The sequence below is a fragment of the Dapis brunnea BLCC-M229 genome, assembly GCF_050015995.1.
Taxonomy (GTDB): Bacteria; Cyanobacteriota; Cyanobacteriia; order Cyanobacteriales; family Microcoleaceae; genus Trichodesmium.
Genome location: NZ_JBNHEP010000011.1, coordinates 41,771 through 56,118, shown reverse-complemented (window position 1 = coordinate 56,118; position 14,348 = coordinate 41,771). Strand labels below are relative to the sequence as shown.

The following is a 14,348-nucleotide window of genomic DNA, read 5'->3' as shown; positions in this document are numbered from 1 at the left end:
GGTAAGAGAAACTTTTGTTTTTGAGAGAGGGGAAGATTTCAATTTAGAGGAAATTCTATATTAGCTTCCTCCTAGAAATTTTTTGTCTGTGAGTTTTTACCTTTACCTGAGTTTTGTAAGATAAACCAAAGGAGGTAAGAGAAACTTTTACCTTAGGAGATGTTTAATTAGCTTCCTCCTATAAATTTTTTCCCTCTGAATTTTCTCTCTAGTTGAGTTTTTTAGATAAACCAATTAGAGGAAATACTATATCAGTTTCCTCCTGGAAAATTTTTCCCTCTTACCTTTACCTTATTCCTTACTTTAAAAAATGAAGCAAATACTCAAAAAAAAATTTATTATTTCCGTCTTACAAATTTTTATCCTAGGCTTAATTTTTGGAATTTCCTATACTCAAGATCCCCTATATACCTCAAATCAACATACTAAATTTTTACAAGGATTAGCAAAAGCTAGTAATGGTTATTTAAATAAAGATTGGTTAGCTAATACATTAGACCCTCTACCTGCTTTTACTTTTTTGGTTAAAATCACTTATGCCTACTTCCATCAAAATTTTTTCTACTTTTATTACATTCTGATTTTTGGGATTTATGTTTATAGTCTCCTTGGCATTGCTTCAGTGATTTTTAAAATTAATACTTCCCGATTGAAGCTGCTAATTTATTTTCTCCTTATCCTGACTATCCACTGTCTACAAATCAGAATTTTTGACTTTAAAACTCATGTACATCTTCACTATGGTTTAGCAGAGCAATATATTCTCGGTGGATATTTTCAACCTTGTACATTTGGAGTATTAATTATCTTTTCTATCCATGCTTTTCTGAGAAAAAAGTCTTTTTTAGCAGTCTTGGCTTTAGGAATAGCTGCAACTTTTCATCCCACATATCTCCCTAGTGCAGCTTTAGCGACTTTAGCTTATATGATTCTCACCTATAAAAATGAAAAGAATCTCCAAAAATCATTATTAATAGGTACCTTTTCATTCATCTTAGTTTTACCAGTAGTCAGCTATATGACTATTACTTTTAAACCCACATCTCCCGAACTTTTTCAAATATCTGAAAGTTTACTTGTTAATAGAATTCCTCATCATTCCTTCCCCGATATTTGGTTAACCGAACCTGCTGCTCCAATTCAGATTTTAGTAGTAGCGATCGCTCTCTATCTTCTCCGCAAAACTAAACTATTTTTTATCTTATTTTTTCCTTTTGCCACAGCAACTATTCTGACAATAATTCAAGTTTTTTCTAGCAGCAATACTTTGGCATTTCTTACCCCGTGGCGGGTTTCTGCTTTTTTAGCTCCTATTTCTACTTGTATGATATTGGCTTTTATTTTGGCTGTTGTTTTTGACAGGTATCATCTTTGGATTAGGCAATACAAAAAATCGATAGAAATTTTCTCTGTTATAGCAATATATCTGTTCATTCTTTCAGGAGTAGGAAAGCAATTAGAGAAACTAACTATTAATCAGGAAGATACACCAATTATTATGGAATATGTCAAAGAAAATAAACAAGCAGGTGATACTTATTTAGTTCCCATAGCTTCGGGGAAATTTGTTGATTTTAGAATTGTTACAGGTGCGCCGATTTTAATTAATCTTAAGTCTCATCCCTACAAAGATATAGAAGTTATTGAATGGCACGACAGATTATTAATGGCACAACAATTTTATGATAATTCTGGTATAGCTCAATGTCAGGCTTTACAGAATTTAATCGATAAATATCAGATAACTCATGTCATTATTGAAAATAATGATTCTGTTAACTGTCTAGGAGTAGAAAAAACTTATATCGATAATTTATATCAGATGTATAGAGTAATTGATAATTGATGATGAAAGAATAATACAATGGCTTTTTCGTGCTTGAATAAGCTTTTAACTTCTGGTATAAGTTGTCATTAATTAACATTATTCATTATCTAGCAATATGATTTGAGTTTTGAGATATTGGATACTTTTAGGGAATAGGGAATAGGGAACAGAGAAGAAGAAAAAATGAATATATATGAATATGATAAATGCTATATTAGACTTCTTGTAGAAGTCAGGGAATAGGGGAATAGGTATGGAGGGAGATTAAATTGTTTATTTTAGATATTGAATTGATTTAATTAAAACTTTTGCAAGAGGTCTATTCTATACTTTTAAGGAATACCTAAATTCTCACATCTAATTCCTGATTACTATCTATTAATTAAATTATCCATTATCCGTGCCAAAAATCCTTGTCATGCCGTGCCTTCCTTTTTGAAGTTAATTTCAAGAAGAATGTTATAGTGTTTCTCAAGTTATTCAGATAAATTCGTGTATCCGTGGCAAAATCTGTGTCTTGCCGTGCCATGCTTTCCTTTTTAAAATCAATTTAAAAATGTTCCAGAAAAAACTTTATTTTACTTGGTTAAAAATATTTATTGCCATCATCTTAGTCTTAGGTATATGTTTCAGATTCATCAATATTGACCGTAAAGTTTACTGGTACGATGAAACAATTACATCCTTAAGAATTGTCAGTTACACGAGGGGCGAATTTGACGACTTACTCTTAAATGCAGGAAGTATTACTGTAGAAAAATTACAGCAATATCAAGATATTAATCCTGATAAAAATACAATCAATCTTATCGGTTCCCTAGCAAGAGATAATCCCGAACACTTACCAATTTATTTTGTACTTTTGAGATGGTGGGTAAAATTATTCGGTAACTCTGTAACCGTAATTAGAAATTTCTCAGCCATAACGAGTTTACTAATTTTCCCCTGTATTTATTGGTTATGTAGAGAATTATTTGGTAAATCATTAGTCGGATGGATAGCAATTTCTCTCACAGCAGTTTCTCCAATTTTAGTATTATATGCTCAGGAAGCACGAGCTTATACTCTTTTTTCCGTCGTCGTTTTACTATCAAGTATTGCCTTACTCCGAGCAATGCGAATTAACACTAAACGTACCTGGCAAATTTATATAGCAAGTCTCATCTTTGCTTTATATACTCATCTCTTTTCTGTATTAGTAGCCTTTGGTCATGGATTATATGTAATCCTCACTGAAAAATTTAAACTAACCCAGAAACTAAAAGCTTATTTACTAGCATCTTTCTACGGATTTTTAGGATTTTTACCTTGGCTAATCTTGATAATCACCCATTTTGACGGCATTAATTGGGTTTCCAAAAATCTGCCATTCTTAGATTTGCTGAAAAGATGGTTTATCAATCTAGGTTTTACATTTATTGATATTCAAATTGGTTCGCCTGAGAGATTATTCGATGTTAAGAAACTTGTTTTTGATAATAATGCTTTATTACAACTAAATACTATCTGGCCGTACATTTTGGGATTGGTTTTAGTATTAATTGTCTACTCTATTTATTTCCTCCTAAAAAACGCACCTCAACAGGTAAATATTTTTATCTTAACCTTAATGGCTGTCACCCCCATAAGTTTAATAATTCCCGACTTAATATCTGGCGGGCAACGTTCTACTATTCCTCGTTATTCAATACCAGCTTATTTAGGAATTCAATTATCTGTGGCTTATTTATTAGGAACAAAACTGACTAACTTTACAAATCAAATCCAACATAAATTTTGGCAAATAGTAACTGTAGCTGTGATTTCTTTAGGCATCATATCTTGTGGAATTTCTTCTCAAGCTGAAACTTGGTGGAATAAATATAGTAGTTATTATGATGCTCAAGTAGCTAGAATAATTAATCAAACAGACCAACCACTTATTATTAGTAATCATTCTGCAAGATTAGCTACTCTAGGATATATGTTGAGACCAGATGTGAAAGTTTTATTCATCGAACAACCAGAAATTCCAAAAGTTCCAGAAGGTTTTACTGATATATTTGTATTTCGTCCTGAATGGAGTTTAATTTCAGGATTAGAAACACAAGAAAATTCTCAACTGGAGTTAGTTCATAATCCTGGGGAACTTTGGATTTTAACTAAAAAATAAAATCAATTACTTCTCCCTATTCCCTCTTTTGTGGAGATGTCTAATAGACCTCTCCAATAAGAAAAAATAAAATCAACTATTCTACATAAATCATCAATTATTTCCCCCTACTCTGTACGGACGTTCCATGCAACGTCCCTACCTACTCCTATCTAAATACTATAGGAATTTCAATAGTCAGGGAATAGGGAATTAGGATTGCTATATAATTTTTGATACTTTAAAGAAGTAGTAGCGCGTCCAGACTAAAATTGTGGGTAAAACCTTCCCCCTCTCCTCGCAGGAGAGGGGTTGGGGGAGAGGTCTTCATTACTTTATGAATATAATACCACCTTAATTCTAATAAATTTAGAACCAGACTTTCTGTCTCTCTAGAAAGTAGGTTGGGTAGAGCGACAGCGAAACCCAACAAAATCAAGTAATACTATCTTTTCTAATAGATAATTTTTTTCTTGACCTGCTTATAATCTAATAGTTTGGTTTCGTACCTCAACCCAACCTACTAAATTAATTAATGATAAATAACTATGAATAACTATGAATATTATATCGGTGGTAGTCTCCCAATTCATGCCACAACTTATGTCAACAGACAAGCTGATAACGATTTATATCAAGGTTTAAAAAATGGAGATTTTTGTTATGTTTTAAACTCCCGCCAAATGGGTAAATCTAGTTTGCGGGTCAAAACTATCCAACGTTTACAACAAGAAAATATTGCCTGTGTCACTATTGATATGACAGAAATTGGCACCCATGATATTACTCCCTCGGAATGGTATGCCAGTATTATTGATACTATTTTGACTGGCTTGAATTTGGATGATGATTTTGATATTGAGGAACTGTGGGAGGCTAATAGTCAACTTTCTCATGTCAAACGTTTTAGTAAGTTTATTGGTGAAATTTTATTACCTTCTATTTCTCAAAATATTGTGATTTTTATTGATGAAATAGATAGTACCCTTAGCCTACCTTTTAATATTGATGATTTTTTTGCAGTTGTTCGAGATTGTTATAACAAACGGGCAGATAATTCAGATTATCAAAGGTTGACTTTCGTGATGATTGGAGTCGCAACTCCCGCAGACTTAATTAAAGAGAAAAAACGTACTCCTTTTAATATTGGGAGACCGATAAAATTAACAGGTTTTCGGTTAGCTGAAGTAGAGCCACTAGCAAAAGGTTTAGTTGATCAAACTACCAATACTAATAAGTTGATGGAGGCAGTTTTAGATTGGACCGGAGGTCAACCATTTTTGACCCAGAAAGTTTGTAAATTAATTAGCAATAGTCCAGAAATTGTACCAGATGGCCAGGAAGCCGAATGGGTCGCCGATTTAGTCAGACAGAGAATAATAGAAAATTGGCAAGTACATGATGACCCAGAACATTTAAAAACAATTCGCGATCGCCTCTTGGTGAATGAAAAACGGGCGAGTCGGTTATTAGGTCTGTATCAGCAGATTTTAATCCCCCTTCCGTCCCCCTTGGAAAGGGGGAGACCAGAAGAAATCCCCCTTCCGTCCCCCTTGGAAAGGGGGAGACCAGAGAAACAAAAGCCCCCCCTTTCAAAGGGGGGGTTGGGGGGGATTCTCACAGACGACACTCCCGAACCAGAAGAGGTATCAGATGCACAACCTCAATCTAGTTCGCTCCCCCTTCCGTCCCCCTTGGAAAAGGGGAAACCAGAAGAAATCCCCTTGGAAAGGGGGAGACCAGAGAAACAAAAGCCCCCCCTTTCAAAGGGGGGGTTGGGGGGGATTCTCACAGACGACACTCCCGACCAAATGGAGTTACGCCTCACGGGTTTAGTAGTAAAACAGGAAGGGCGGTTACAAGTTGCTAACCGTATCTATCAAGAAGTGTTTAATTTGCAGTGGGTGGAAAAAGAGTTGGGAAAGTTGCGCCCCTACTCTGAGGCGTTTACTGCTTGGGAGGAGTCAGGATGTAAGGATGAGTCGCGACTGTTGCGGGGTCAAGCATTGGCAGATGCTTTAGCGTGGTCGGTTGATAAAAGTCTGAGTAATCAAGACTATCAATTTTTAGCTGCTGCTCAGGAGGTGGAGAAACAGGCGATCGAGCTGGAAAAGTTGGAAGCGCAAATAAAATTAGATGCTCAGTTAAAGGCGAATCAGATATTAGAGGAGGCGAAGCAGATAGCAGACCTGAAGTTGGCAGAAGCAGAAGCAGTGGGTAAAAGTATTACTTCTAAATTATTGTCTAATTCTGGTAAATATTTTGAGGGGTTGTTGGAAGCATTGAGAGCGGCTAGACAACTACCACCTCCTAGCCAAATATTCCAACCTCAAGCAGATAGTAAAATGCAGATAATAGATGCTCTGAGTCAAGCCATATATATAGATGATGGAAAGTACCGAGAACTCAACCGTCTTCAGGGGCATGAGGATCGGGTCTTTGATGTAGCATTTAGTCCGGATGGAGAGACTCTTGCCACTGCAAGTCGTGACAATACAGTAAAATTGTGGAACCGTCAGGGGAAATTATTGCAGACTCTGGAGGGGCATGAGGATCGGGTCTTTGATGTAGCATTTAGTCCGAATGGAGAGACTCTTGCCACTGCAAGTTGGGACAATACAGTGAAATTGTGGAACCAACAGGGGCAGTTCTTGCAGACTCTAACCGGGCATGAGTATTGGGTCTATGGTGTAGCATTTAGTCCTGATGGTCAGATGATTGCTTCTGCAAGTGATGACCAAACGGTGAAATTGTGGAACCAAGAGGGGGAGTTGTTGCAAACTTTGGTAGGGCATGAGAATTGGGTCTTGGATGTAGCATTTAGTCCTGATGGAGAGACTCTTGCCACTGCTAGTTCTGACAAGACAGTGAAATTGTGGAACCAACAGGGGGAGTTGTTGCAGACTTTGGTAGGGCATGAGGATAGGGTCTATGGTGTAGGATTTAGTCCTGATGGAGAGACCATAGCAACTGCAAGTCGTGACAAAACGGTGAAGTTATGGAACCAAGAGGGGAAATTATTGCAGACTCTCACCGGCCATGAGGATACAGTCTATGGTGTAGGATTTAGTCCGGATGGAGAGACCATAGCAACTGCCAGTTCTGACAAAACAGTGAAGTTGTGGAACCGTCAGGGGAAATTATTGCAGATTCTCACCAGCCATGAGAATTGGGTCTGGGGTGTAACATTCAGCCCTGATGGGAAGACTATTGCCACTGCAAGTGCTGACAAAACAGTGAAGTTGTGGAACCGTCAGGGGAAATTATTGCAGACTCTCACCGACCATGAGGATGCAGTCTTTGGTGTAGGATTTAGTCCTGATAGAGAGACTATTGCAACTGCTAGTTCTGACAAAACAGTGAAATTGTGGAACCGTCAGGGGAAATTATTGCAGACTCTAAGAGGGCATAATAATTCTGTCTGGGGTTTAGCATTTAGTCCGGATGGAGAGACTATTGCCACTGCTAGTTCTGACAAAACAGTGAAATTGTGGAACCAACAGGGGAAATTATTGCAGACTCTAAGAGGGCATAACAATTCGGTCTATAGTGTAGTATTTAGTCCGGATGGAGAGACTATTGCCACTGCAAGTGCTGACAAAACAGCGAAATTGTGGAACCAACAGGGGAAATTATTGCAGACTCTAAGAGGGCATAACAATTCGGTCTATAGTGTAGTATTTAGTCCGGATGGAGAGACTATTGCCACTGCAAGTGCTGACAAAACAGTGAAATTGTGGAACCAAGAGGGGAAATTATTGCAGACTCTCGTAGGGCATGAAAATTCAGTCTTTGGTGTAGTATTTAGCCCTGATGGAGAGACTATTGCTTCTGTAAGTGGTGACAAGACAGTAAAGTTGTGGAATCAAGAGGGGCAGTTGTTGCAGATTTTGCAGGGGCATGAAAATTCAGTCTTTGGTGTAGCATTTAGTCCGGATGGAGAGACTATTGCCACTGCTAGTTCTGACAAAACAGTAAAACTATGGAATATCTGGAAGTTCGATCGCCTCCACGAATGGGGTTGTAACTGGGTGCGCGACTACCTCGAAAATAACCCTAATGTCAGTGAAAGCGATAAGCATTTATGTGATGGTATTGGAGAGTAAGGTTGTGTGTAGTTTTGCTCTAGCCCCTAAAATGAGATTGCTTCTCTCCACTCCGTTCCGCTCGCTGCGGACTTGACAGTTGAAAAGTTGTCATTGCGAGTGAAGCGTAGCGTAATGTGGCAATCTCTAGAATCTACTGTGAAACCATTGAGATTACTTCTCTCTACTCTGTTACGTTCCCAATGACTTGACAGAGCAACCAGACTAAAGTTGTCATTGCGAGTGAAGGGTAGCGTAACGTGGCAATCTCTAGAATCTAGTGTGAAACCATTGAGATTGCTTCTCTCCACTCCGTTACGTTCGCTGCGGACTTCACAGTTTGACAAGTTGTATACTTATCAGTTAATGTGAGCTGAAAACTAGCTTGTTTGCAAGCTAAAGCGTTTTTGTTTGCAAGCCATTACTGATGTTTACTAAAGGGCCAAAATATAGACTATCCTAGACAAATATGTACACAATGTCTATGTTTTTACGCCATTAATCTGTGTTATTATTATTTATGTATGCTAAGACCAGAGGATTTTAGCAACAATTATGGAGTGCGATGGCACTCGACTTTTCATAAGGACGAAAACCCCAGAGGGAATCCTAAACTCAATGTGTTTGAGCGGAACATTAACCCTTCTTTGCCAGTAGACTTATGGACGGGTGAGCCGGAAAATCGCTCTTAGTCACCGATGAAGAGCGTGTCTAGGATTGTCTAGATTTTTAGAAGGTGTAATGGCTGACACTTGTTGTTTACTAACTCAAAAAATAGAACGCAAGACATGAAAAAGGTACTTCAAATACTCGGCGTTATACTCGCTTTGACATTCTTCGTAAGTAGTCCCGCCCTAGCACAAACCCAGTTTGGGTGGACTGATGCCAGTAGTTCGACTGTAGATACAACTATAGGTCAAGTGCCTGCCGATGCTTACAAAGCTGGCTATAATGGCACTCCATCAGTTCCTGATGATACTTTATATGCCTGTCGGGGTCAATACAAAGATAGTGTCCAGCCAGGTAAATTATGGAAAAGTTGGTGTCATATAGGTTGGGGTGGCAAAGAGGTTCTCCTTAATGAGTACGAAGTGCTGGTAACGGATCCTGGAAAAATGACTTTAAGCTGGATTCCTTCAGCAACGGGAGCACTCAAACCAGCAAATTTGGTGTATGGCGGTTACAATGATAACTCAGAAGGGTATGGTGGCTATCCCTTGGATTTATGTCGGGTAGCGTACAAAGGTGGTGTCCATCCGGGCAAGTTATGGCAGGATATGTGTCACATCGGTTGGGGCGGAAAAGAAGTTTACTTAAATGAATATGAAATCCTAAGATTGGATGCGAATCTATAAAGTAGCTGGGAAAATGCAAACCCAACTTCCAGGGATAGCAAAATCCCTTCTCCACCCCTTGGGTTAATGGGGATTAGTTGAAAGCAAAGAGCCAGTGCAACAATATTATCGCACTGGCTTTTTGTTTGTTAACTTGTAATGAAGGGGGAAATGATATAGATATCTAAAAATTTTTCACTCCCAAAATGAATTTACCTAAATATTTAACCACATTACCCCCAACCAAATTCTGGTTTTACCTCAGTCTAACCCTAGCTATAATTTGTGGAATTTTAGGCATAATTCCCGCCTTCAGCCATCAATATGTCGTCCAAGATGACGCTCGCTCCCATGTTTTTTGGATGGCAAAATTTATCAATCCAGAACTTTTTCCCAACGATATTATTGCCGACTATTTTCAATCAGTCGCCCCCAAAGGATATACCTACTTTTACAAACTATTTTCCCTCATCGGCATCCCACCTTTATTACTCAATAAATTCCTGCCAATAATATTAGGATTAATTACAACTGCCTATTGTTTTCGAGTCGCAATCCAAATATTACCCATCCCACTCGCCGGATTTCTCAGCACATTATTTTTGAATCAAAATCTCTGGCTAAAAGACGACCTAATCTCCGCCACCCCCAGAGCATTTTTCTATCCTTTATTCTTAGCATTTCTCTATTACCTCCTCAAACATTCTTGGTTAGGAATAGCAATAACAATCTCCCTTCTCGGATTATTTTATCCCCAAGGAGTTTTGCTCTGTGCCGCCCTCTTAGTCTTAGATTTTATCTACTTCCGAAACCAGCAAAAATTTACCATTTTAACCATTGGCTTAACCACAGCATTTTTTGTACTTCTACCCTACGCCTTAAACACTTCCAAATATAGTCCGATAATTACATTAACCCAAGCCAAAAAATTACCAGAATTTTTTCCTGGAGGTAGAGCATCCTTCTTTTCAGATAATACTTTTGATTTTTGGTTAACAGGCGATCGCTCCGGCATTATTCCTCCAGAATGGTTATCTCAATCTTTCCTCCCTCCCCAAGTTTGGGCAGGATTATTATTATTCATTTTCTTGAGTTATATAGCAATTCTCAAAGTTATGAGGTACATTTACAATCCCCCTAAATCCCCCTTAGAAAGGGGGACTTTGAAGACTCCCCTCTTGGGGGCGGGGGGAGGATATAAAACTGTACCTCTTATGTTAAAGAATTGCTATAAATACTTTCCCCTAGCCAAAAAAATTACTAACAAAATCATTCTTTTACCAGAATTAGCCTTAGCATCAACCGGAATATTCTTAGCCGCCCACTTATTATTATTTCGACTACATCATCCCAGTCGTTATAGTCAACATAGTCTCAGAATTATCATGGCATTAGCTGGTGGAATAGCCTTTACTTTAATAATTGATTTTGTCAGGCAAAAATTCCATCTACTCAACCATCCCTCCCAAACAAAACCAGTCGAAAAAATCAAAACCATATCTATATATATAGTATTAACTATCCTCCTTTTATATCCAGCTTTAACCAACAACTTTCCCGTCACTAATTATGTAGTAGGAAAAGCACCCCAACTTTATGAATTTTTAGCCCAACAACCCTCAGATATCCGCGTCGCTTCCTTAGCATTAGAAGCTAATAATATTCCCACTTTTGCCAAACGTTCAATATTAGTCGGTTCAGAATATGCTTTGCCTTATCATCAAGGATATTATGCTCAGATAAAACAACGAGCTAATGATTTAATCCAAGCACAATATAGTCCTAACTTAGAAGACGTGAAAAAGTTTATCCGAAAATATGAGATTGACTTTTGGTTGTTAGATTCTCAGGCATTAACTTTAGAATATGTCAGGAAAAATCATCGCCTTCAACAATTAAATAATACTGCCACTACTCTAGTTAGAGCGCAGATGGAAAATGGCATATTTCCCAGTTTGTTAAACGTTCCAGAAAATTGTCGAGTTTTAGATATTCAGAATTTAGTTTTATTGGATGCTAAATGTATTTTAGATATAACTTCTGGATTAAAAAAATGATAATCTTGTAGGGACGTGCGTTGCTAAATTAAGGGATGAATATTTAAGTGGGATAGGCATCCTGCCTGTCCGAAAATATCGAAAATATCAGGAACGGGCAAGATGCCCATTCCACAAAACTATTAAAATTATCCCGCATTTATGCAACGCCAGGGACTTTGGATGCAACGTCCCTACTTTGTGGTCTGCTATAAGTGAAAAGTGCTGTAAGCGATCGCTAAAATCAAAACCAACATCTGAGAAACGACTAGAATTTTCATTCTCTGAAGCATCCATAAGCAAAAGTGGCGGAGCAAGGAAAAAGCTTGCATTCGGGAAATAACTCTGATACAATAAAATTACCAGTGGGGTTTGTTAGTCCCTGTGCATGATTTTTAATTCAACACAAAAAAGTCAGATTGACAATAAAGTTATGTGAGGGTAAAGCGATCGCCAAAATCGAAAGCAACAAGAAATGACCAGCCTATCATTCTGTGAAGCACCCAAAAAAGGAAAGAAAATAAACTTGCATTCCCCAAAAAATTCTGATAGACTAAAGTTAGTTTTAGTATCTCGTCATCATGCATGACTATTAAGTCAACAAAATTTAAAATACTAGAAAGAATATTCAGGATTAAGCGATCGCTCAAATTAAAAACGAAAAAAATCCTAGATATATTAGCTCAATCATATCGATATGATATAAAGAAACCGGGCGACAAAAAGAACCCTTGAACAACTATATATTGCCAGAAAAATCTTTATGGTCATCAGTTTTGAACGAGAAAATTGTAGTAATCTCAATATAGCTGAATCACGGGAATGGTTAGTCACAAATGGAATAGGCGGTTACGCCTCTGGCACAATAACCAACCTCCTAACCCGTCGCTATCACGGACTACTAATAGCAACCCTCCAACCCCCATTAGAGCGTACTCTACTGCTAACAAAATTAGACGAAACTGCTGGATATAAAGAGGAAAACTACCCCCTATATTGTAACCGTTGGGCAGACGGAACAATAAATCCAGAAGGTTATCAACAAATAGAAAGCTTCAATCTAGAAGGAACAATAGCAGTATGGAAATTTACATTTGCAGACGCAGTATTAGAGAAACGAATATGGATGGAGCAAGGAGAAAACACAACCTACATTCATTATAACCTACTTAGTGGTAGCCAACCATTAAACTTAGCCATCAAAGCATTAATCAACCATAGAGATCATCATCATAATACCAGCGCCAGCGATTGGGAAATCCGGATCGAGAAAACCAACAAAGGAGTATGTGTAAAACCTTTTCCTAAAGCTACCCCCCTATATCTACTAACACATCCCCAAATAGACGACAAAACCTTAGTATCCACACCTGCTAACGATTGGTATTACGGGTTTAACCTAGCAGTAGAAAAATATCGGGAGCAACAAGAATTAGAAGATCACCTACACGCTGTCACATTTAATGCTCAATTAGAAGTAGGAAAATCTCTAACTATAGTTGCCAGCACAAAAGAAAATCCCACTACCAATGGCGAGCAAGCATTAGCATCCCGTCGTGCTTACGAACAAGAGATTATCCAAAAATTTGCAACTGCTCAAACACGACAACCAGAAGAAAAAAATCCACTTTGCCGACTCTGGAAAACATTAACCCAGAAAAAACCTAAATTTTCTGCACCAACACCAGAATGGATCGACCAATTAGTATTAGCAGGTAACCAATTTATAGTTGATCGCAAATCCCCCAAACATCCAGACGGCAAAACCATCATTGCAGGTTATCATTGGTTTGAAGACTGGGGACGGGACACAATGATTAGCTTACCTGGTTTAACCATCTGTACAGGGCAACTAAATGTAGCGCGTTCAATTCTACAAACCTTTGCCAAATATGTCGATCAGGGAATGTTACCTAACCGCTTCCCAGATAGTGGTGCAACACCAGATTATAATACCGTAGATGCCACACTTTGGTATTTTGAAGCCATTCGTGCATACTATGAAGCAACCGAAGATGACCAATTATTAGCAGAATTGTTTCCAGTCTTAGCAGAAATTATTGACTGGTATCGTCGAGGAACTCGCTATAATATTCAGTTAGATACTGAAGATGGTTTAATTTATGCAGGAGAAGCAGGTAGTCAACTTACTTGGATGGATGCGAAAGTAGATGACTGGGTAGTGACACCGCGGATTGGGAAACCGATTGAAATCAGTGCTTTGTGGTACAATGCTTTGCAAATCATGGATAAGTTTGCCCAAAAGTTGGGTAAAGATAATTTAGATTATGAAAGGTTATCACGGTTGATTAAGGAAAATGGTTTTGCTCGTTTCTGGAATCAAGAAGGTGGTTATTGTTACGATGTTATAGATACACCTAATGGTAATGATGCTTCTTTGCGACCGAATCAAATATTTGCTTTATCATTGCCACCAACGGGTAAATATAGTTACGCTCCCCTTCTAACAGCAGAGCAAGAAAAACAGGTGATGGATATATGCACTCACAAGTTATTAACTCCTTATGGGTTACGCAGTCTTGCTAGCGACGATCCAGAGTATAAGGGTGTTTATGGAGGAGATATTTATCAACGTGATGGTGCCTATCATCAGGGTACTGTTTGGGGTTGGTTGATAGGTGCTTATGCTGTAGCACATTTACGAATTTATAATAATCCAGCAAAAGCTGAGGAATTATTGAAACGAATGGCAGAGCATTTAATGGTGCATGGTGTTGGTAGTATCAGTGAGATTTTTGATGGCAATGAACCGATGACACCTCGTGGTTGTATTGCTCAAGCATGGAGTGTTGCAGAAGTTTTGCGAGCTTGGTCAGTGATTAATCAGGTTAATTGAAATCAAGAGGAGACCTTTATTTAGGGCAGTATTTGGCAGTGAAGTAATTTTTCAAACCAAGGAATTGCTTCACTGCA

The 14,348-nt window shown here is 38.0% G+C and carries 9 protein-coding genes; 7 read left to right on the top strand and 2 right to left on the bottom strand.

Translation table 11 applies throughout. The features are described 5' to 3' along the window. Positions 1-310: 310 nt before the first annotated feature. From ACP6PM_RS01390 to ACP6PM_RS01380, 3 genes are all read left to right on the top strand, one after another. A complete protein-coding gene (locus ACP6PM_RS01390; protein ID WP_426581153.1) occupies positions 311-1,846 on the top strand; it encodes a DUF6798 domain-containing protein in 1,536 nt (511 codons plus the stop codon). A 538-nt stretch (positions 1,847-2,384) separates the two neighbouring features. Continuing rightward, on the top strand, positions 2,385-3,980 hold the full coding sequence (locus ACP6PM_RS01385; RefSeq protein ID WP_426581151.1) for a glycosyltransferase family 39 protein: 1,596 nt from the start codon (positions 2,385-2,387) through the stop codon (positions 3,978-3,980). Between the two features lie 527 nt (positions 3,981-4,507). After that, positions 4,508-8,065: a WD40 domain-containing protein gene (locus ACP6PM_RS01380; protein WP_426581149.1), complete on the top strand. Its 3,558-nt coding sequence runs from the start codon at positions 4,508-4,510 to the stop codon at positions 8,063-8,065. Positions 8,066-8,091: 26 nt separating this feature from the next. Here the strand turns inward: ACP6PM_RS01380 and ACP6PM_RS01375 are convergent, their stop codons facing one another. After that, positions 8,092-8,391 (bottom strand): hypothetical protein, encoded by a 300-nt coding sequence (locus tag ACP6PM_RS01375; RefSeq protein WP_426581147.1) that lies wholly within the window; start codon positions 8,389-8,391, stop codon positions 8,092-8,094. 177 nt (positions 8,392-8,568) lie between these two features. On the opposite strand from ACP6PM_RS01375, the gene ACP6PM_RS01370 reads away from it, so the two are divergent. The 3 genes from ACP6PM_RS01370 (at position 8,569) to ACP6PM_RS01360 (ending at position 11,435) form a co-directional block, all read left to right on the top strand. Next, positions 8,569-8,736 (top strand): hypothetical protein, encoded by a 168-nt coding sequence (locus tag ACP6PM_RS01370; RefSeq protein WP_426581145.1) that lies wholly within the window; start codon positions 8,569-8,571, stop codon positions 8,734-8,736. 135 nt (positions 8,737-8,871) lie between these two features. Continuing rightward, positions 8,872-9,399: a DM9 repeat-containing protein gene (locus ACP6PM_RS01365; protein ID WP_426581143.1), complete on the top strand. Its 528-nt coding sequence runs from the start codon at positions 8,872-8,874 to the stop codon at positions 9,397-9,399. Between the two features lie 185 nt (positions 9,400-9,584). After that, positions 9,585-11,435 carry a hypothetical protein gene (locus ACP6PM_RS01360; RefSeq protein WP_426581141.1) on the top strand — a complete coding sequence of 617 codons (1,851 nt, stop codon included), beginning with the start codon at positions 9,585-9,587 and terminating at the stop codon, positions 11,433-11,435. Positions 11,436-11,522: 87 nt separating this feature from the next. On the opposite strand, the gene ACP6PM_RS01355 is transcribed toward ACP6PM_RS01360, so the two are convergent. Beyond that, positions 11,523-11,711 carry a hypothetical protein gene (locus ACP6PM_RS01355; RefSeq protein ID WP_426581139.1) on the bottom strand — a complete coding sequence of 63 codons (189 nt, stop codon included), beginning with the start codon at positions 11,709-11,711 and terminating at the stop codon, positions 11,523-11,525. Positions 11,712-12,177: 466 nt separating this feature from the next. Here ACP6PM_RS01355 and ACP6PM_RS01350 point away from each other — a divergent pair, with 466 nt between their 5' ends. Beyond that, positions 12,178-14,271, top strand: a complete 2,094-nt coding sequence (locus tag ACP6PM_RS01350) for an amylo-alpha-1,6-glucosidase (protein ID WP_426581137.1) — start codon at positions 12,178-12,180, stop codon at positions 14,269-14,271. Positions 14,272-14,348: the final 77 nt, after the last annotated feature.